At 69.4% G+C, this 18744-nt stretch carries 16 protein-coding genes; 5 read left to right on the plus strand and 11 right to left on the minus strand.

What is annotated here, in order from left to right; translation table 11 throughout:
• Nucleotides 1-150: 150 nt before the first annotated feature.
• The 4 genes from fabZ to lpxB are packed head-to-tail and all read left to right on the plus strand — an operon-like array spanning nt 151 to nt 3495.
• Nucleotides 151-609, plus strand: coding sequence for a 3-hydroxyacyl-ACP dehydratase FabZ (gene fabZ, locus AC1RRW_RS03350; protein ID WP_492899116.1), 459 nt, complete (start codon nt 151-153; stop codon nt 607-609).
• A 38-nt stretch (nt 610-647) separates the two neighbouring features.
• Nucleotides 648-1457 (plus strand): acyl-ACP--UDP-N-acetylglucosamine O-acyltransferase, encoded by an 810-nt coding sequence (gene lpxA, locus AC1RRW_RS03355; protein ID WP_492899117.1) that lies wholly within the window; start codon nt 648-650, stop codon nt 1455-1457.
• 26 nt (nt 1458-1483) lie between these two features.
• Nucleotides 1484-2317 carry an LpxI family protein gene (locus tag AC1RRW_RS03360; protein WP_492899118.1) on the plus strand — a complete coding sequence of 278 codons (834 nt, stop codon included), beginning with the start codon at nt 1484-1486 and terminating at the stop codon, nt 2315-2317.
• A complete protein-coding gene (gene lpxB / locus AC1RRW_RS03365) occupies nt 2314-3495 on the plus strand; it encodes a lipid-A-disaccharide synthase (protein ID WP_492899119.1) in 1182 nt (393 codons plus the stop codon). Before AC1RRW_RS03360 ends, lpxB begins: the two co-directional genes overlap by 4 nt.
• Before the next feature lie 11 nt (nt 3496-3506).
• Here the strand turns inward: lpxB and AC1RRW_RS03370 are convergent, their stop codons facing one another.
• From AC1RRW_RS03370 to gltX, 3 genes are all read right to left on the minus strand, one after another.
• A complete protein-coding gene (locus AC1RRW_RS03370) occupies nt 3507-4490 on the minus strand; it encodes a Bug family tripartite tricarboxylate transporter substrate binding protein (protein ID WP_492899120.1) in 984 nt (327 codons plus the stop codon).
• A gap of 167 nt (nt 4491-4657) precedes the next feature.
• A complete protein-coding gene (gltA, locus tag AC1RRW_RS03375; protein ID WP_492899121.1) occupies nt 4658-5947 on the minus strand; it encodes a citrate synthase in 1290 nt (429 codons plus the stop codon).
• A gap of 279 nt (nt 5948-6226) precedes the next feature.
• Nucleotides 6227-7651 (minus strand): glutamate--tRNA ligase, encoded by a 1425-nt coding sequence (gene gltX, locus AC1RRW_RS03380; RefSeq protein ID WP_492899122.1) that lies wholly within the window; start codon nt 7649-7651, stop codon nt 6227-6229.
• A gap of 176 nt (nt 7652-7827) precedes the next feature.
• Here gltX and AC1RRW_RS03385 point away from each other — a divergent pair, with 176 nt between their 5' ends.
• Nucleotides 7828-10107 (plus strand): ComEC/Rec2 family competence protein, encoded by a 2280-nt coding sequence (locus AC1RRW_RS03385; RefSeq protein WP_492899123.1) that lies wholly within the window; start codon nt 7828-7830, stop codon nt 10105-10107.
• 145 nt (nt 10108-10252) lie between these two features.
• Here the strand turns inward: AC1RRW_RS03385 and lexA are convergent, their stop codons facing one another.
• From lexA to AC1RRW_RS03425, 8 genes are all read right to left on the minus strand, one after another.
• Nucleotides 10253-10957, minus strand: coding sequence for a transcriptional repressor LexA (gene lexA / locus AC1RRW_RS03390; protein WP_492899124.1), 705 nt, complete (start codon nt 10955-10957; stop codon nt 10253-10255).
• Nucleotides 10958-11041: 84 nt separating this feature from the next.
• Entirely contained in the window at nt 11042-12253 is a 1212-nt protein-coding gene (locus AC1RRW_RS03395; protein WP_492899125.1) for a molybdopterin molybdotransferase MoeA, read from the minus strand.
• Complete coding sequence (gene moaC / locus AC1RRW_RS03400) at nt 12253-12735, minus strand: cyclic pyranopterin monophosphate synthase MoaC (protein WP_492899126.1); 483 nt, start codon at nt 12733-12735, stop codon at nt 12253-12255. The genes AC1RRW_RS03395 and moaC overlap by 1 nt, the downstream gene beginning before the upstream one ends.
• Nucleotides 12732-13544 carry an indole-3-glycerol phosphate synthase TrpC gene (trpC, locus tag AC1RRW_RS03405; protein WP_492899127.1) on the minus strand — a complete coding sequence of 271 codons (813 nt, stop codon included), beginning with the start codon at nt 13542-13544 and terminating at the stop codon, nt 12732-12734. The genes moaC and trpC overlap by 4 nt, the downstream gene beginning before the upstream one ends.
• Before the next feature lie 7 nt (nt 13545-13551).
• Entirely contained in the window at nt 13552-14565 is a 1014-nt protein-coding gene (trpD, locus tag AC1RRW_RS03410; protein ID WP_492899128.1) for an anthranilate phosphoribosyltransferase, read from the minus strand.
• Between the two features lie 16 nt (nt 14566-14581).
• Nucleotides 14582-15229 (minus strand): anthranilate synthase component II, encoded by a 648-nt coding sequence (locus AC1RRW_RS03415; RefSeq protein WP_492899129.1) that lies wholly within the window; start codon nt 15227-15229, stop codon nt 14582-14584.
• Nucleotides 15230-15298: 69 nt separating this feature from the next.
• Complete coding sequence (gene trpE, locus AC1RRW_RS03420; RefSeq protein ID WP_492899130.1) at nt 15299-16813, minus strand: anthranilate synthase component I; 1515 nt, start codon at nt 16811-16813, stop codon at nt 15299-15301.
• A gap of 2 nt (nt 16814-16815) precedes the next feature.
• Nucleotides 16816-18729 carry a SurA N-terminal domain-containing protein gene (locus tag AC1RRW_RS03425; RefSeq protein WP_492899131.1) on the minus strand — a complete coding sequence of 638 codons (1914 nt, stop codon included), beginning with the start codon at nt 18727-18729 and terminating at the stop codon, nt 16816-16818.
• Nucleotides 18730-18744: the final 15 nt, after the last annotated feature.

Here is an 18744-nt window from a genome sequence, read left to right on the forward strand (position 1 = left end):
CCGCTCCATGTCGATTTAGCTTGCCGGCCGGGTGCTCTTTCCGGCACATCGGCATGGATGAATGCTGCCTGACGGCGTGAGATCGCGGCTTCGGATCGCGGCAGTGGATGGGCCTCGCCGAGCCGGGGCCCGTTTGGGAGATGGGACACGATGAACGATCCGAGGACGGCGCTGGGCGTGGTCGACATCCAGAAGATCATGGCCTGCATCCCGCACCGCTATCCGTTTCTTCTGGTCGACCGCGTCGTCGAGATCGACGGCGACGAATCGGGTGTCGGCATCAAGAACGTCACGATCAACGAGCCGCAGTTCACCGGCCATTTTCCCGATCGGCCGGTCTTTCCGGGCGTGCTGATGATCGAGGCGATGGCCCAGACCGCGGGCGTGCTCGTCGTCAATGCGCGCGGCAGCGCCGATCCGGGCGTGACCAGCGTGCTGTTCACCACCATCGACAAGGCCAAGTTCCGCAAGCCCGTCATTCCGGGCGACCAGCTTCGCTTCCACCTCACCAAGATCACGCGCAAGCGCAATCTCTGGTTCTACCGGGGCGAGGCGCGGGTCGACGGTGCGCTGGTGGCCGAGGCGGATCTTTCCGCCATGGTCGTCTGAGCCGCCGCCGACGAGCCGAGAACCAGGACACTCCCTGCATGAGCGCCACCATCCATCCGATGTCGGTCGTCGATTCCCGCGCGCGCCTCGCCGCCGGCGTCGTCATCGGTCCCTTCTGCACGGTCGGCCCCGATGTGGAGCTGGCCGAGGGCGTCGAACTCGTCAGCCATGTCGCCGTCGCCGGCTACACCACGATCGGCGCGCGCACGAAGGTCTATCCCTTTGCCTCGATCGGCCATCCGCCGCAGGACCTGAAATATCACGGCGAGCCCTCGACGCTGACGATCGGCGCCGATTGCATGATCCGCGAAGGCGTGACCATGAATCCGGGCACCGAGGGCGGCGGCATGAAGACGACGATCGGCGATCGCTGCTTCTTTCTCGCGAACTCGCATGTCGCGCATGACACGCAGATCGGCGACAGCGTGATCTTCTCCAACAACGTCATGTGCGCCGGCCATGTGAAGGTCGGCAATTTCGTCATCGTCGGCGGCGGCACCGGCCTGCACCAGTTCATCCGCGTCGGCGACCACGCCTTCATCGGCGGCGGCGCCGGCGTGATGCACGACGTGATCCCGTTCGGCATGGTGCGCGACAATCCCGCCCATCTCGCCGGCCTGAACCTCGTGGGATTGCGCCGGCGCGGCTTCACCCGCGAGCAGATCCACGAACTGCGCCGGGCCTACCGGCTGCTCTTCGCCGACGAGGGAACCCTGTCGGAGCGCGTCGAGGACGTGGCGAGCGAATTCGCCTCGCATCCGCTGATCCACGAGATTCTCGACTTCATCCGCAACGGCGGCGAGCGCGCGATCTGCGTGCCTCATGACGTCAACACGTCGGATCGGTGAACCCTGATCCGGCAGGCGCGGCGCCGATGCGCGGACCGCTCGCCATCATCGCCGGCGGCGGCGATTATCCGCCGCTGCTGGCGCGGCTGGCCGCAGGTCGCGGCCATGCGGTCTTCGTCGCGGGGCTCGACGGCGCGGCCGATCCCGCCGCCTTCGCGCCGGCCGAGATCGAGATGTTCCGGCTCGGGCAGCTCGGCCGCCTGCTCGAGGTCCTGCGTCGGCGCCAGATCGGCGACATGGTTCTGCTGGGCTCGCTGCCGCGCCCGAATTTCGGCGCGCTGCGGCCCGAGGCCTCGACCCTGAGATATCTGCCGCATTTCGCCCGCGCCTTCAAAGGCGGCGACGATCACCTGCTGCGCGGCGTCGTCGAGTTCTTCGAGGCGCAGGGCTTTCGCGTGCATGGCCCCGCCATGATCGCGCCCGAACTTACCGCGCAGCCGGGACCCCTCGGCCGCCATGTCGCGACACCCGGTCAGAAGGCCTTGATCGAGCGCGGGTTTTCGCTTCTGGCGGCGCTCTCGCCCTTCGATGTCGGGCAGGCAGCGATCCTCGCCGACCACCGCGTCATCGCGATCGAGGCGGCCGAGGGCACCGACGCCATGATCGCGCGCGTCGCCGAGTTGGCCGCCTCCGGCCGGCTCAGGATCGCCAAGGGCGACGGCGTCCTCGTCAAGGCGCCCAAGCACGGCCAGGACCTGCGCGTCGACATGCCGGCGATCGGTCCGCGCACGCTCGACCATGTCGCACAGGCCGGTCTCGCCGGTATCGGCCTCAGGTCAGGGCAGGTTCTCGTCGGCGACGCCGCGGCGCTCGGCGCGCTGGCCGACCGGCAGAATCTCTTCGTCGAGGGCGTGGCGTGAGCCGTCCCTTCAGGCTGGCCATCGTCGCGGGCGAGGCTTCCGGCGACGCGCTCGCCCTGCGTTTCGTCGCGGCGCTGCGCGAGCGCCTCGGCGGGCGCGGGCTCGTGCTGGCCGGCGTCGGCGGGCAGGGGCTGGTCGAGGCGGGCCTGACGCCGCTCTTTCCGCAGGCCGACATCGCCGTGATGGGGTTCGGCCCCGTCATCGCCCGGCTGCCGCTGCTGCTGCGGCGGATGGAGGATGCGGCCCGGGGCATCGCCGCCTTCGCGCCCGATCTGCTGCTGACGATCGACGCGCCGGATTTCTCGCTCAGGGTCGCGAAGAAGCTGCGCAGGCGCGCGCCCGCGATCCCGATCGTCCACTGGGTCTGCCCCAGCGTCTGGGCCTGGCGTTCCGGCCGGGCGAAACGGATGGCGCCGCATATCGACCGTATCCTGGCGCTGCTGCCCTTCGAGCCGGCGGCGCTGGCGCGGCTGCACGGCCCCGAAACGGTCTATGTCGGCCATCCGCTGATGGAGCGGCTGGCCGAGCTGCGGCCGGATACCGCGGAGGCGGCGAGGCGCTCTGGCGTGAGCGGCCCGCTGATCCTGATCCTGCCCGGCAGCCGACGCTCCGAAATCAACCATCTCATGCCGGTCTTCGGCGCCGCGGTCGGCAAGGTCGCGCAGGCGATGCCGGGCGCGCGCTTCGTCCTGCCGGCGGTCGCGCATCTATCCGCATCGATCGCGGAGGCGGCTGCGAGCTGGCCGGTCAGCCCGGAGGTCGTAACGGGGGAGGAGGCCAAGCTCGCCGCGTTCAGGTCGGCGCGCGCAGCGCTCGCCGCGTCCGGCACGGTCACGCTGGAGCTCGCTCTGGCGCAGGTGCCGACTGTCGCGGCCTATCGTGGCGCGAACTGGGAGGCCGCGCTGGCGAAGCGCCTGATCAAGCTGCCGAGCGTGATCCTGCCGAACCTGATCCTCGGCCGCAGCGTCGTGCCGGAATTCATCCAGGACACCGCCACGGCCGAGGCGCTGGCGGCTCATGTGCTCGATGCGCTGGCGGACGGGCCGGCCCGCGAAAGCCAGCTCGCCGGCTTCGCCGAGGTCGAGACGATCATGGCGTCGGCCGGAGCGAGCCCCGCGGCGAACGCGGTCGAAGCCGCGCTCGCCGTGCTGGAATCAGGCCGTCGCAGGACGGACTGATCGCGACGACCTCACTCGACCACGGCGCCGGACGCCTTCGCGATCGGCGCCCATTTCGCCAGCTCGACCTTGACGTGCTCGCCGAGCGCTTCGGGCGTCGAGCCGACGATCTCGGCGCTGACATCGGCCAGGCGCTGCTTCACGGTGGCGTCGGTCAGGGCCTGGTTGGCGACGGCGTTGAGCTTGGCGACGATCTCCGCCGGCATCTTGGCAGGGCCGAACAGCGCGTTCCAGGTATAGGTTTCGTAGCCGGCGAGCCCGCCCTCGGCGATCGTCGGCAGATCAGGGAAGGACGAGACGCGTTCCTTCGTCGTCACGCCGATGGCGCGCAACTGGCCGCCGCGGATGAACTGGGCCGAGGAAGGCAGGTTGTCGAACATGATCGGCACCGCGCCGGCGACGACGTCGTTCAGCGCCGGACCCGCGCCGCGATAGGGAACATGGTTCATCTTGACGCCGCCGAGCGACTTGAACAGCTCGCCCGAGAGGTGGAGCGGCGTGCCGACGCCCGACGAGGCGTAGGAGTATTTGTCGGGGTTCTCCTTCAGGACCTTGATCACTTCCTGCACCGTCTTGGCCGGGAAGCTCGGATGCACGACCATGACGTTCGGCACGAGCGCGAGCAGCGAGATCGGCGTAAAGTCCTTCACGGCGTCGAAGGTCACTGTCTTCAGGATCGCCGGGTTGAGCGCATGGGTCGAGATCGTGCCCATCAGGATGGTGTAGCCGTCCGGCGTCGCGCGCGCGACCGCGGTCGAGCCGACATTGCCGCCGGCGCCGGCGCGGTTCTCGATCACGACGGACTGGCCGAGCAGTTCCGTCATCTTCTGGCCGACGAGGCGGGCGACGATGTCGGTCGAGCCGCCGGCGGCGAAGGGAACGACGAGCGTGATCGGCCGGGTCGGGAAGGCCTGCGCATTGGCGAGCGAGGCGGGGCCTGCCACCGACAGCGCGGATGCGCCGGCGAGGAAATGGCGGCGGCTGAGGTCATGCATGTTCGACATCGTTTTTCAATCTCCCTGGGTTCGTTCGATCATAGCCCAGGATCGCACCGGGAAAAGCCAACAATTCGCCGCAAGAAAAAGGGCCGCGGCGCTTTCGCGTCACGGCCCCTGTCTGCTCTGTCGCGCCGCCGATGGCCAGGCCGGCGCGGCGGCGTTCCTCAACGCCGACCGATCGGCGTGTAGTCGCGCACCGGCGCGCCGGTATAGAGCTGGCGCGGGCGGCCGATGCGCTGGGACGGATCCTCGATCATCTCCTTCCACTGCGCGATCCAGCCGACGGTGCGGGCGAGCGCGAACAGCGCGGTGAACATCGAGGTCGGGAAGCCCATCGCCTTGAGGGTGATGCCCGAATAGAAGTCGATGTTCGGATAGAGCTTCTTCTCGATGAAATACTCGTCGTGCAGCGCGATCCGCTCCAGCTCCATCGCAACGTCGAGCAGCGGGTCGTCCTTGATGCCGAGCTCGGCCAGAACCTCATGCGTGGTCTTCTGCATGATCTTGGCGCGCGGATCGTAGTTCTTGTAGACGCGGTGGCCGAAGCCCATCAGGCGGAAGGGATCGTTCTTGTCCTTCGCCTTGGCGATGAATTTCGGAATGTTCTCGACCGAGCCGATCTCCTGCAGCATCTGCAGGGCGGCCTCGTTGGCGCCGCCATGGGCGGGGCCCCACAGGCAGGCCGTGCCGGCCGCGATGCAGGCGAAGGGATTGGCGCCCGACGAGCCGGCGAGCCTGACCGTCGAGGTCGAGGCGTTCTGCTCGTGGTCGGCGTGCAGGATGAAGATGCGGTCGAGCGCGCGCGACAGCACCGGATTGACCTTGTAGTCCTCGGCCGGCACCGCGAAGCACATGCGCAGGAAGTTCGAGGTGTAGTCGAGCGAATTCAGCGGATAGATGAAGGGCTGGCCGACCGTGTATTTGTACGCCATCGCGGCGAGCGTCGGCATCTTCGCGATCATCCGCATCGACGCGACCATGCGCTGATGCGGGTCCGAGATGTCGGTCGAGTCGTGATAGAAGGCCGACATCGCGCCGATCGAGCCGACCATGACCGCCATCGGATGCGCGTCGCGGCGAAAACCCTGGAAGAAGCGGGCCATCTGCTCGTGGACCATGGTGTGGCGCGTCACGCGATAGTCGAAATCCGCCTTCTGCGCGGCTGTCGGCAGTTCGCCTTCGAGCAGCAGGTAGCAGGTCTCGAGGAAGTCGCCATGCTCGGCGAGCTGCTCGATCGGGTAGCCGCGATAGAGCAGCACGCCCTCATCGCCGTCGATATAGGTGATCTGCGACTCGCAGGCCGCCGTCGAGGTGAAGCCCGGATCGTAGGTGAACATGCCCGTCTGGGCGTAGAGTTTGCCGATATCGATGACGGAAGGGCCGATCGAACCCTTCTTGATCGCCATGTCGACGGTCTTGTCGCCGACCTGGAGCTGTCCGTTGTTTCCGCTCATCGAAACCGATCCTTTCAGGCTCGCTGCTGGTCACCCGCTGTTCCGTCCGCCAGACTTGAGGATTGTGGCGCGTGAGACGTCGGCATCATGAGAGGGCCTGGAAATGACGGCCCCGTGACGGAACGGCACAAGCGGACAAGGCTGGAAAGACGGGTCATCCGACTGATATTCAAGCAAAATTCGTGCCCTGCCGCCCGCGAGGCGAACCCGGTCACATGGCGCGTCACTAGACCATTTGCGGAAGGGGTTCAACCGAGCCGAAAGACGGTCCTGCCCGGCTTACGACGCAACCTGATCGGCGAGCCGGCCCAGCGTTTCCTCGCGTCCGAGAACCGCCATGACGTCGAAGAGTCCGGGCGACATCGCGCGCCCCGTCAGGGCCGCGCGCAAGGGCTGCGCAGCCTGGCCGAGCTTCAGGCCATGCTCCTCGGCGAAGCCACGCACCGCGGCTTCCAGCGCCTCGACCGACCAGCCTTCGACGCCCGAGAGCGCGGCCGCCAGACCCGGCAGCCGCTGCCGCCCGGCCTCGTCGAGCAGCGCCGCCGCCTTGGCGTCGAGCTGGAGCGGGCGCGTCGCGTGTAGATAATAGGCTGAGTCGAGCAGCTCGATCAGCGTCCTGGCGCGCTCCTTCAGGCCCGGCATGGCAGCGAGGAAGCGGGCCTCCAGCTCGGGCGGCATGGCGTCGGAGATCCCGCGCGCGGGTCCGATCTCGGGCAGGATGACCTTCAGCGCCGCCAGCAGCTCGCCATCGGCGGATTGCCGCATGTAGAGCCCGTTCAGGCTCTCCAGCTTGGCGTAGTCGAAGCGCGCCGGCGAACGGCCGATCGACGACAGGTTGAACAGGGCGATCATCTCGTCGGTCGAGAAGATCTCCTGGTCGCCATGGCTCCAGCCCAGCCGCAGCAGGTAGTTGCGCAGCGCCGCCGGCAGGTAGCCCATCGAACGATAGGCATCGACGCCGAGAGCGCCATGGCGCTTGGAGAGCTTGCCGCCGTCCGGCCCGTGGATCATCGGGACATGCGACATGCTCGGAACGTTCCAGCCCATCGCCTGATAGATCTGGGTCTGGCGCGCGGCGTTGGTCAGGTGGTCGTCGCCGCGGATGACATGGGTCACGCCCATGTCGTGATCGTCGACGACGACGGCGAGGTTGTAGGTCGGGTTGCCGTCCGAGCGCAGCAGGACGAGGTCGTCGAGATTCTCGTTCTGGAAGACGACGCGTCCCTGGACCTCGTCCTCGACCACGGTCTCGCCGGTCTGCCGCGCGCGCAGGCGGATGACGGGCCTGACGCCGGCGGGAGCGGTCGCCGGATCGCGGTCGCGCCAGCGCCCGTCATATTTCATCGGCTTGCCGGCGGCCCTGGCCTGCTCGCGCATCTCGTCGAGCTCGGCCGGCGTGGCATAGCAATGATAGGCGTTGCCGGAGGCGAGCATCTGGTGACAGACCTCGCGGTGCCGCTCGGCCCGCGCGAACTGATAGATGGTGTCGCCGTCCCAATCGAGGCCGAGCCAGGCCAGTCCGTCCAGGATCGCCGCGATCGCGGGCTCCGTCGAGCGTTCGCGGTCGGTGTCCTCGATCCGCAGCAGCATACGGCCGCCATGACGGCGGGCATAGAGCCAGTTGAACAGCGCGGTGCGCGCCCCGCCGATATGCAGGAAGCCGGTGGGCGAGGGGGCAAAGCGCGTGACGACGGCATCGCTCATGAAAGGCAAAGCTCCCGCCGGCTTGTCGATGCCGGCGCAATGGAAAAGCGACCCGCGAAGGGACGAACGATGACTTCGACCGGAGACCGCATGACATCCGGCGCGGCCCCTGTAACATGGCTGACCCGCCGACGTTAAGCTCAACCTCGTCAACCGCCGCAACACGGGCAAGGCCGATGCGCCAGGCTCCCGAAGGCCAGTCCAGATCGCGCGCGGCCGCTGCCGGCGCGGCTCTGGCATGGCCACGGGGCGCGCGGCTGCGCGGCGCGAGGCTTGGCGGGATCAGCCTCTCGCTCTGGCTCGCGGATGCCGGCCGGGCGCTGAGCGCCGCGCTGGAAGCCGAAGCCGAGCGCCGCCGGCTCTTCCTCTGGCTGCCGGTGATGATGGGGCTCGGCATCCTGCTCTATTTCGCCGCCGACCGGGAGCCGGCCCTGGCCGCGCCTCTCGCCGGCTTCGCGGTGGCGGGCGCGGGCGCCGTCGCGCTGCGCCGGAGGCGGCTCGTCATGATCGCCTGCATCGCCACGACGGCGATCTTCGCCGGTTTCACGGCCGCGACCTGGCGCACCGCCCAGATCGCGGCTCCGATGCTGGAGCGGCCAAGGGTAGGGCAGGTCAGCGGCTTCGTCGAATCGGTCGAAACGCGTGACGCCGGCGCGCGCATCGTGCTGCTGGTCACAGGCATTGCCGGCGTCGAGGCCGCGAAGCAGCCCAGGCGCGTGCGCGTCAATGTCAGGACCGGGACCGTCTCGCCCGGCGACCATGTCTCGGCCGTGGCGCGCCTGCTGCCGCCGCCGGGGCCGGCGCGGCCGGGCGGCTATGATTTCGGGCGCGACGCCTTCTTTCGCGGATTGGGCGCGGTCGGCAGCGTCGCCGGCAAGATCACGCTGACGACGCCGCCGCAGCCGCCGCCGCGCGATCTCGCGCTCACCGTCGCGATCGACCGGGCCCGCAACGCGCTGACGCAGCGCATCGCCGAGATCGGCGGCGGCCAGGCCGGCGCGATGGCCGCCGCGCTGGTGACCGGCAAGCGCGGCCTGATCACCGAGGCGACCAATGCCGATCTGCGCGCCGCCGGCATCTATCACATCGTCTCGATCTCGGGCCTGCACATGGTGCTGGCGGCGGGCACGATCTTCTGGCTGGTCCGGGCGCTGCTGGCGCTGTCGCGGACGCTCGCCTTGCGCTGGCCGATCAAGAAGATCGCGGCGCTCGCCGCGATGGTCGGCGCGACGGCCTATTGTGTCTTCTCCGGCGCGGAGGTCGCGACCGTGCGCTCGCTGATCATGACGCTGATCATGCTGGGCGCGATCCTGGTCGACCGGCCGGCGCTGAGCATGCGCAATCTGGCGCTGGCCGCGATCATCGTGCTGCTGCGCGAGCCCGAGGCGCTGCTCGGTCCGAGCTTCCAGATGTCGTTCGGCGCGGTGGCCGCGCTCGTCGCCTTCGCCGAACGCTGGGAGGAGCGGGATCGGCCGCGGCCGCCGGCGTCGCTGCCATGGCCGCTGGCGACGGTCCGGCTCGCCGCCATCGGCATCGTGGTGACGACCCTGCTCGCCACGGCGGCGACCGCGCCCTTCGGCGCCTATCATTTCCAGACCTTCAACCCGTTCGGCCTGCTTGGCAACGCGCTGGCGCTGCCCTTCGTCTCGCTCTTCGTCATGCCGGCGGCCGTCTTCGGCGTGCTGGCCTATCCGTTCGGGCTCGATTGGCCGGCCTGGAAGCTGATGGGCCTGGCCTCGGACGCCGTGTTGCAACTGGCGAACTGGGTCGCGACGATCGATCATTCCACGCTGGTGATTCCGGCCTTCGGCGTCGCGGCGCTGGTCTGCTTCGCGCTGGCGTTGCTCTGGCTGACGCTCTGGACGACGAAGCTGCGCTTCCTCGCCATCCTGCCGCTGGTGACGGGCGTCGCGGTCGCGGCCAAACCCGAACGGCCCGAGATCCTGATCGAGCGCGACGGCTCGGGTCTAGCGGTCCGGGCCAAGGACGGACGCCTCGTCGTCGCCGGCAAGCCGAGCGCCTTCGTGCTGCAGCAATGGCTGACCGCCGATGGCGACGGCCGCAAGCCCAACGACCCGAGCCTGCGCGAAGGCGCGGCCTGCGACGCGCAGGGCTGCGTCATCGCCACGCGGGACGGTCGCAGCGTGGCTTTCGTCCGCGACCGGATCGCTCTGGTCGAGGATTGCCGCCGCGCCGACCTCGTCGTCACGCCGATCCCGTGGAGCGCGCCCTGCAAGGCCATGCTGATCGACCGCATGGCGCTCGGCCGCGACGGCGCCACCGCATTGGTGCGCTCAGGCGCGATCCTGCCCGGCCGGCAGCCCTGGCGCAGGCTCGCCGCCGAAAGCGGCGAGGACGGCCGCCCGTGGAACCGCCGCCGGCCGCAAGCGGCTGCTCCCACGCCCGCGGCGCAGCCGACGCCGCTGGTCGAGGAGGACCCTGTCGACCGATTTTAGAATCTCATCGGGAACCACCGAGTCGTCGCGGACGAGCCGCAAAGCGGCGCGGATCCGGGATCCGACACAGGGCGCGGTCGCCGATCTATGATGGATCCCGGATCAGGACCGGGATGACGATGTTTCAGCGTGAAATCGGCATGCCCTAGTAGCGCCGCATCAGGTTGACGAGGCGCCCCTGGATCTTGACGCGGTCGGGACCGAGCACGCGCGTCTCGTAGGCCGGGTTGGCCGCCTCCAGCGCGATCGAGGAGCCGCGCTTGCGCAGCCGCTTCAGCGTCGCCTCCTCGTCGTCGATCAGCGCGACGATGATGTCGCCGGTGTTGGCGGTGTCCTGCTTGCGGATGACCACGGTGTCGCCGTCGAGGATGCCGGCCTCGACCATCGAATCGCCGCGTACCTCCAGCGCGTAATGCTCGCCCGCGCCGAGCATGTCGGCCGGCAGCGAGACGTTGTGGCTGCGGCTCTGGATCGCCGAGACCGGCGTGCCGGCGGCGATCCGGCCCATCACAGGAATGGCGATGGTGGAGCGCGCATCGTCCTCGGGCGGGCTGCTCGCCGGCTTGACCTTGCCGAGGCCGCCCTGGACGACGGAGGGGCTGAAGCGCCCCCGCGGGGCCTGCGAGCCCGCGACGCCGTCCGGCAGCTTGATCACCTCGAGCGCGCGGGCCCGGTTCGGCAGCCGGCGGATGAAGCCGCGCTCCTCGAGCGCCATGATCAGGCGGTGGATGCCGGACTTGGACTTGAGGTCGAGCGCGTCCTTCATCTCGTCGAAGGAGGGCGGCACGCCGCTTTCGCGCAGACGTTCCTGGATGAAGCGGAGCAGTTCAAATTGTTTGCGTGTCAGCATGATTCCCGCCGGAGCGCCCGAAGCGCGGAGTCGAAACAAATCACGAACATGATACAGGTTCGCGGTGTGTTCCGCAAGCGCCCCTCAGCGCAGCCGGATGATCCGGCAGGGGTCGCCCTGCTTTGCCGGCTCGGCGAAAGGCGGACGGATCGTCAACGCCCTGGCCTTCGCGAGCGTGCCCAGCATCGAGGAATCCTGCCTCTGGAACGGCGTCGCGATCCATCCGGCCGCGGAATGGACGAGATCGGAACGAAGATAGTCCTCCCGTTCATCGTTAGCCGGCATATCGATTCCGATGATCCCTGGCTCGCTGCGGTCCCTGTCGGGGTCGGGCAGACCGAGCAGCGCCTCGAGCAGAGGCATGACGAAGAGATGCCCGCAGACGATCGAGGAGACCGGATTGCCGGGCAGTCCGACGGCGACCATGCGGCCGAGCCGGCCCATCATCATCGGCTTGCCCGGCCGCATCGCGATCTTCCAGAAGCCGAGGTCCATGCCGGCGCGCTTCAGCGCCTCCTGGACGAGATCGTGCGCGCCGACCGAGGCGCCGCCGAGCGTGAGCAGCACGTCGGCTTCGGCGGCACGGGCGCGGCCGATGCGATCGGCGAGATCGGGGTGATTGTCGCGCGCGATGCCGAGATCGAGCACCGCGCCGCCCGCCGCCTCGACGATCGCCGCCAGCGAGAAGCTGTTGGAGGCGACGATCTGGTCCGGCCCGACAGGCTCGCCCGGCAGCACGAGTTCGTCGCCGGTTGCGAGAATGGCGACGAGGGGCTTGCGGCGCACGGCCAGCGCCGGATGCCCGCCGGCCGCGGCGAGGCCGAGCGCGGCGCTGTCGAGCGCGCGGCCGGCCGGGAGGAGGACGTCGCCCTCCCCGAAGTCGAGTCCCGCCGGCCGGACGAATCGTCCCTCGGCCGCGCCTTCGCGCACACGGATCGTCGCGCCGCCGACGCCGTCGGCGTTCTCCTGGATCAGGATCGTGTCCGCCCCGTCGGGCATCGGGGCGCCGGTGAAGATGCGAACCGCTTCGCCGGCGCCGAGCCGTCCAGCGAAGGCGCGACCCGCAGCCGATTCGCCGATGACGCGCAATTCCTTTGCCAGCGCGAGATCGTCGGCGCGAACCGCGTAGCCGTCCATGGCGGAGTTGGCGAAGGGCGGCTGGGTGCGCAGCGCCGCGATGTCCTGAGCCAGCACGCGGCCGGCGCATCGCGCCAGCGGCAGCGTCTCGGCCGCCATCGGGCCCGGCACGCTGTCGAGCAGCGCCCTCAGCGCGGCCTTGACCGGCGTCAGCGCCATCAGCGGCGCTCCGCTTCATGGACGCCGGACTTGCCGCCGGATTTGTGCTTGAGCCTGATGTCCACGATCCGCATGCCGCGATCGACCGCCTTGACCATGTCGTAGACCGTGAGGCACGCGACGGAGACCGCCGTCAGGGCCTCCATCTCGACGCCGGTCTGGCCCTTCATCCTGACCTCCGCCGTCACGCGCACTCCCGGCAGCGCCTCGTCGATGACGAGTTCGACCGCGACCTTGCCGATCAGCAGCGGGTGGCAGAGCGGGATCAGCTCATGCGTGCGCTTGGCCGCCATGATGCCCGCAAGCCTCGCCGTGCCGAGCACGTCGCCCTTTCTGGCGTCCCCGGCGCGCACGATCGCCAGCGTCTCCGCCGCCATCACGACGCAGCCTTCGGCGATCGCGATCCGCGCCGTCTCGGCCTTGTCTCCGACATCGACCATATGGGCCTGGCCTTTTGCGTCGAGATGGCTGAGCCCGCTCATGCGGCGGCGTCCCGCGCCGGCACGGCCAGCAACTCGCGTGTCGCCGCCGCGACGTCGGCCTGCCGCATCAGGCTCTCGCCAACGAGAAAGGTGTCGACGCCGCAGCGCGACAGCCTGGCGATGTCGGCCGGACCGAAGATGCCGCTCTCGCCGACGACGACGCGGTCGCCCGGCACCAGCGGCGCGAGACGCTCGGTCACGGCGAGGTCGACCGCGAAGCTGCGCAGGTCGCGGTTGTTGATGCCGAGCAGCTTTGCGCCGAGCGGCAGCGCCCGTTCCAGCTCGGCCTCGTCATGGACCTCGACCAGCACGTCCATGCCGAGTTCGCGCGCGGTCTCGTTCAGGGCGCGCGCGGCCATGTCATCGACGCCGGCCATGATGATCAGGATGCAGTCCGCCCCCCAGGCGCGCGCCTCATAGACCTGATAGGGATCGTAGAGGAAATCCTTGCGCAGGGTCGGCAGGCCGCTCGCCTCGCGGGCCTGCATCAGGAATTCCGGCCTGCCCTGGAAGGATGGGCCGTCGGTCAGCACCGAGAGACAGGCCGCGCCGCCCTCGGCGTAGGCGCGGGCGAGCGCGGGCGGGTCGAAATCGGCCCGGATCAGCCCCTTGGACGGGCTCGCCTTCTTGATCTCGGCGATCAGCGCCGGCTTGCCCTCGGCGTGCTTCACGGCGAGCGCGGCCGCAAATCCCTTGGGCGGCGGCGCGGTATGGGCGAGGATCTCGATCTCCGCCCGCGGGATCGCGGCCCTGGCGGCGGCGATCTCCTGGCGCTTGTAGGCCTCGATCCGGGCGAGGATGTCGCTCATCGCCGCCTCACGCGTTCGAGGCCGAAACAAGCGCGGCGAGCGCCGCCTTGGCCCGGCCGGAATCGAGCGCTCCTTGAGCCTGCGCCAGTCCGTCGCGCAGATCGGCGGCCTTGCCCGCGACCAGCAGCGCGGCGCCCGCGTTGAAGGCGGCGATGTCGCGGAAGGGGGTCTTCTGTCCATCGAGCACCGCTGTCAGCGCGGCCGCGTTCTGGGCCGGCTCGCCGCCGCGCAGGTCCTCGGGCTTTGCGCGCGCCAGCCCGACATCGTCGGGGCCGATCTGAAAACTCTCGATCTTGCCGTCCTCCAGCGAGACGACGCGGGTCGGCCCGGTGGTCGTGATCTCGTCGAGCCCGTCGGAACCGTGCACGGCCCAGATCCGGGTCGAGCCGAGCGAGGCCAGGACCTTGACCATCGGCTCCAGCCAGGTCTCGGAGAAGGCGCCGATGAGCTGCTTCTTCACGCCGGCCGGGTTGGAGAGCGGCCCGACCAGGTTGAAGATCGTGCGCGTGCCGAGCTCGGTGCGCACCGGCGCGACATGGCGCATCGAGGCGTGGTGCGTCGGCGCGAACATGAAGCCGACGCCGGCCTTCACGATGCAGGCTTCCGTCCCCGCCGGATCGAGCCCGACCTTGACGCCGAGCGCGGTCAGCACGTCGGCCGCGCCCGATCGCGAGGAGGCGGCGCGGTTGCCATGCTTGGCGACGGGCACGCCGCAGGCGGCGGCGATGATCGCGGCCAGCGTCGAGACGTTGTAGGAGCCGGACGAATCGCCGCCGGTGCCGACGATGTCGATCGCGTCGCCCGGAGCCTTCACGGGCAGCATCTTGCCGCGCATGGCCGCGACAGCGCCGGTGATCTCCTCGGTGGTCTCGCCGCGCACGCGCAGCGCCATCAGGAAGGCCGCCGCCTGCGCATTGGTGACCTCGCCGGACAGGATGCCGTCGAAGGCGTCGCGCGCCTCGTCGCGCGAGAGCGTGGCTCCGGTCGCGACCTTGGCGATGAAGGGTTTGAAATCGTCCATGGGAACTCTGGTCTGGTCAGGCTGTCGCGGAAAGGGCGGGTGCGCGATGTGTCCTCGACCATCGTTCCGCCAGATCCATGAAATTTCGCAGGATCGTCGCGCCATGCTCCGAGGCGATGCTCTCGGGATGGAACTGCACGCCGTGCACCGGCATCTGGCGATGCGACAGCGCCATGATCAGCCCGTCCTCCGTCGTCGCCTCGATGTCGAGCTCGGGCGGGCAGCTCCCGCATTCGACGACGAGCGAGTGATAGCGCGTCGCCTTCAGGGGACCGTTGATGCCGCGGAACAGCCCGCGCGCATGATGCGTGATCGTCGAGATCTTGCCGTGCATCGGCAGCGGCGCGCGCACGATCTCGCCGCCGAAGGCCTGGCCGATCGCCTGCAGGCCGAGGCAGACGCCGAACATCGGCACGCGCCCAGAGCCCTCGCGCACGAGATCGAGGCAGATGCCGGCCTCGTTCGGCGTGCAGGGGCCGGGCGAGAGCACGATCGCGTCATGCCCGCCGGCCAGCGCCTCGGGCACGCTCAGCGCATCGTTGCGCACGACATCGACCTCGGCTCCCAGTCCGCCGATCAGGTGGACGAGGTTCCAGGTGAAGCTGTCGTAATTGTCGATCAGCAGGATGCGCATGGGTTCGCCGTGAATTCGGGCGAAGGTCATGCACGGTCGGGGGCGGGGCGGTCAAGTTGGCCGCTCTCGCAATGACGGGATTGACGTCTTACCCGGCTTCTACCGCCCCCGTCCGGCCCTCGCCGCGAACCGGATCGCTTCTTCCGCCGCCTTGAACAGCGCCTTGGCCTTGTTGACGCATTCCTGCTGCTCCGAGGCCGGGTCGGAATCGTAGACGATGCCGGCGCCGGCCTGGACATGCATGCGCCCGTCCTTGACCACCGCCGTGCGCAGCACGATGCAGGTGTCCATCTCGCCATTGGCGCCGAAATAGCCGATGCAGCCGCCATAGGCGCCGCGCGCATCGTGCTCGAGCTCGTCGATGATCTCCATCGCCCGCACCTTCGGGGCGCCCGAGACGGTGCCGGCCGGGAAGCCGGCCGCGAGAGCGGCCAAGGCGTCGTGCCTCGCGTCGATCGTCCCCTCGACGTTGGAGACGATATGCATGACCTGGCTGTAGCGCTCGACGAAGAAGGAATCCGTCACCTTGACCGTCCCGATCCGGGCGACGCGGCCGACATCGTTGCGGCCGAGATCGAGCAGCATCAGGTGTTCGGCCCGCTCCTTCGGATCGGCCAGCAGTTCCGCCGCCAGCGCCTCGTCCTCGGCATGGGTCGCGCCGCGCCGGCGGGTGCCCGCGATCGGGCGGATGGTGACGGTGTCGTCGCGCAGCCGCACCAGGATCTCGGGGCTGGAGCAGACGATCTGGAAGTCGCGGAAATCGAGGTAGCACAGGAAGGGCGCCGGATTGACCCGCCGCAGCGCGCGGTAAAGCGCGAAGGGCGGCAGGGCGAAGGGCGCCTCGAAACGCTGCGACAGCACGACCTGAAAGATGTCGCCGGCGCGGATGTAATCCTGCGCCGTCGCGACCATGGCGCGGAATTGCGCCTCGCCGGTGTTGGAGGCGATCGCGGGCTCGGGCAAATTGGCGATGTCGATCGCGGCGTCCGGGGGCATGGGGCCTTCCAGCGCGGCGACGACCGCCTCGATCCGCTCCAGCGCCTGCTCATGCGCGGCGCGCGCGGACAAACCGGGCTTCGGCCTGACCGGCGTGACGACATGGATCTCGTCGCGCACCGCGTCGAACACCACCATCGCGGTCGGCCGCATCAGGATGGCGTCGGGCACGCCGGCGCCGGTCGCCTTCGGCTCCGGAAGGCGCTCCATCAGCCTGACCATGTCGTAGCCGAGATAGCCGAAGATGCCGGCTGCCATCGGCGGCAGGTCGGCCCCCGTCGGGATGGCGCTCTCGTCGAGCAGCGCGCGCAGGCTCTCGAAGGCCGGGCGCGGATCGGCGGCGAAGCTATCGCCCTCGGACGGCCGGCGGACCGAGGCCTGCCCGCGCTCGCAGCGCCAGATCAGGTCGGGCTTCAGACCGATCATCGAATAGCGCCCGCGCACCGCTCCGCCCTCGACCGATTCGAGCAGGAAGGCCGGCCCGGCCACGGCATGGCGCAGCTTCAGGAAGGCCGCGACCGGGGTCTCGCAATCGCCGACCAGAACGTGCCGCAGCAGTTGCGGCGCGCCGGCCGCGTAACCGCGCGAGAAGGCCTCGAGCTCCGGCGGCGCGCTCATGGTCAGTTCTGCGCGCCGCCGGTGGCGTTGCGGAAGGCGGTCTCGTTGACGGCGACGCCGAGATCGGCCTGCAGCCTGGCGACATACTGCGTCAGCATGTCCTCGCTCACGCTGTTGCCGAGCAGGCGGGCGAAGTTCTCGGCCTCCTGGGTGGTGGCGGCATAGCTCGGGACATAGGCCGAATCGACCTTGAACAGGATGCGCCCGCCATCCGCGAGCGAGGCCGAATTGCTCTTGCCCGCGACCGTGCCGAAGATCAGGCTGACGACGTTCGCGGGCAGGTCCGGACGCTGGTCCTGCCGGCCGAGGCCCGCCGCCGTCTCGATCGTCAGTCCGGCCGAGGCCGCGACCGCGTCGAACGCCTCGCCCTTGTCGAGCCGCTGCGCCAGTTCGCGCGTCTTCGCCGACAGCCGCGTCGCGATCTCCTCGGTGCGCCACTGCGCCTCGACCTCGGTCTTCGATTCCTCGAATGTCCGCTCGCGGGCGGCGTCGATCCTGGTCAGGTCGAACCAGACATAGCCTGTGTCGCGCGGGAGGCGGATCGCCTCGTTGTCGATGCCGATATCCGAGCGGAAGATGCCCTGGATCGTCGCGTCGCCGCCGGGCAGCGCCGGCTCCTGCCCGCCGTCCGGCTTGCGCAGCGACGAATCGACCGGGCCGAGCGCCCGCAGCGGCAGGTTGAACTCCCTGGCGATCTCGGCCAGCGGCTTGGCCGCGGCGCGCTGGTCCTCGATCCTGTCGTGAAGCTCGACGATGCGCCCGGACGCCTTCGTCGTCGCGATTTCCTGCCTGAGCTCGGCCGCGACCTCCTCATAGGGGCGCACGCGCTCCGGGTTGATCGCGGTGACGCGCACCAGCACGGGGCCGAAACCGCTTGCGACCGGGGCGCTGACCGCGTCCTCGGCCAGGGCGAAGGCGGCGTCGCGCACGGCGGCGTCGAAGACCTGGGTGCGGCTGAAGGTGCCGAGCGTCAGGTCCTTTTCGAGAACGCCGCGCGCGAAGGCCGAAGCCTCGAACGTGTCGCCCTCGTCGATCCGCGTCTTGGCGGCCCGCGCCTCCTCGAGGCTCGGAAAGCTGATCTGCTGGATGGTGCGCGTCTCAGGGCTGCCGAAGCGCTGGGCCTTGACCTGCTCGTAGCGCGCTTTCGCCTCGTCGTCGGAGACCTGCGACGGGTCAGCCAATGTCTCGGCCGAGATCGAAAGCACATTGGCGCTGCGGTATTCGGGCGCGCGGAAGCCGGCCCTGCGCGACTCGAAGAAGCCCTTGAGCTGCTCGTCGGTCGCGGCCGCGATCTCGCCGGCGGCCGCGGCGGGGAGGCGCGCCAGCGTCGCGTCGCGGCGCTCGTTGCGCAGGCGGTTGCCGAGCTCCTGCAGCGCCATGGGGGCGGAGACGCCGCCGACGACCATCTCGGAGAGCTGCTGGCGCAGGATCGCGGCGCGCTGCTCGCGGACATAGCTCGCCTCGGCGAAGCCGTTGCTGCGCAGCAATTCGTTGAAGCGCGCCGGTGAGAAATTTCCCGATGCGTCGCGGAAATTCTGATCCTCGAAGATCAGGTTGCGGATGGTCTCGTCGGAGACGGAGAGCCGCATCTCGCGCGCGGTCTGGTCGAGCGTCGCTTCCGTGACGAGCCGCGACAGCACCTGCCGGTCGAGCCCGAGCGCGCGCGCCGTGTCGGGCGTGACCTGCCGGCGCTGCTGGCGCGTCAATGTCTGGATTTCGTTCTGGTATGCGGTGCGCATCTGCTCCAGCCCGATCTCGGTCTTGCCGACGCGGGCGACCAAATTGCGGCCATAGCCCTGGAAGATGTCGCCGATGCCCCAGATCGCGAAGGAGAAGATCAGGAAGCCGAACAGCACGAAGATGATCAGCTTGCCAACGAGGCTCTGCCCCGCCTTGCGGATGCCCTGCATCAACATCGTGTCGGTCTTTCC

The sequence above is a fragment of the Allobosea sp. GW821-FHT12C12 genome (genome assembly GCF_058807355.1).

Bases quoted from the DNA above. Each gene is read 5' to 3' on its own strand.
- fabZ (WP_492899116.1), top strand. From the start codon at position 151: ATGAACGATCCGAGGACGGCGCTGGGCGTGGTCGACATCCAGAAGATC.
- lpxA (WP_492899117.1), top strand. From the start codon at position 648: ATGAGCGCCACCATCCATCCGATGTCGGTCGTCGATTCCCGCGCGCGC.
- AC1RRW_RS03360 (WP_492899118.1), top strand. From the start codon at position 1,484: ATGCGCGGACCGCTCGCCATCATCGCCGGCGGCGGCGATTATCCGCCG.
- AC1RRW_RS03370 (WP_492899120.1), bottom strand. From the start codon at position 4,490: ATGCATGACCTCAGCCGCCGCCATTTCCTCGCCGGCGCATCCGCGCTG.
- gltA (WP_492899121.1), bottom strand. From the start codon at position 5,947: ATGAGCGGAAACAACGGACAGCTCCAGGTCGGCGACAAGACCGTCGAC.
- gltX (WP_492899122.1), bottom strand. From the start codon at position 7,651: ATGAGCGATGCCGTCGTCACGCGCTTTGCCCCCTCGCCCACCGGCTTC.
- AC1RRW_RS03385 (WP_492899123.1), top strand. From the start codon at position 7,828: ATGCGCCAGGCTCCCGAAGGCCAGTCCAGATCGCGCGCGGCCGCTGCC.
- lexA (WP_492899124.1), bottom strand. From the start codon at position 10,957: ATGCTGACACGCAAACAATTTGAACTGCTCCGCTTCATCCAGGAACGT.
- AC1RRW_RS03395 (WP_492899125.1), bottom strand. From the start codon at position 12,253: ATGGCGCTGACGCCGGTCAAGGCCGCGCTGAGGGCGCTGCTCGACAGC.
- moaC (WP_492899126.1), bottom strand. From the start codon at position 12,735: ATGAGCGGGCTCAGCCATCTCGACGCAAAAGGCCAGGCCCATATGGTC.
- trpC (WP_492899127.1), bottom strand. From the start codon at position 13,544: ATGAGCGACATCCTCGCCCGGATCGAGGCCTACAAGCGCCAGGAGATC.
- trpD (WP_492899128.1), bottom strand. From the start codon at position 14,565: ATGGACGATTTCAAACCCTTCATCGCCAAGGTCGCGACCGGAGCCACG.
- AC1RRW_RS03415 (WP_492899129.1), bottom strand. From the start codon at position 15,229: ATGACCTTCGCCCGAATTCACGGCGAACCCATGCGCATCCTGCTGATC.
- trpE (WP_492899130.1), bottom strand. From the start codon at position 16,813: ATGAGCGCGCCGCCGGAGCTCGAGGCCTTCTCGCGCGGTTACGCGGCC.
- AC1RRW_RS03425 (WP_492899131.1), bottom strand. From the start codon at position 18,729: ATGTTGATGCAGGGCATCCGCAAGGCGGGGCAGAGCCTCGTTGGCAAG.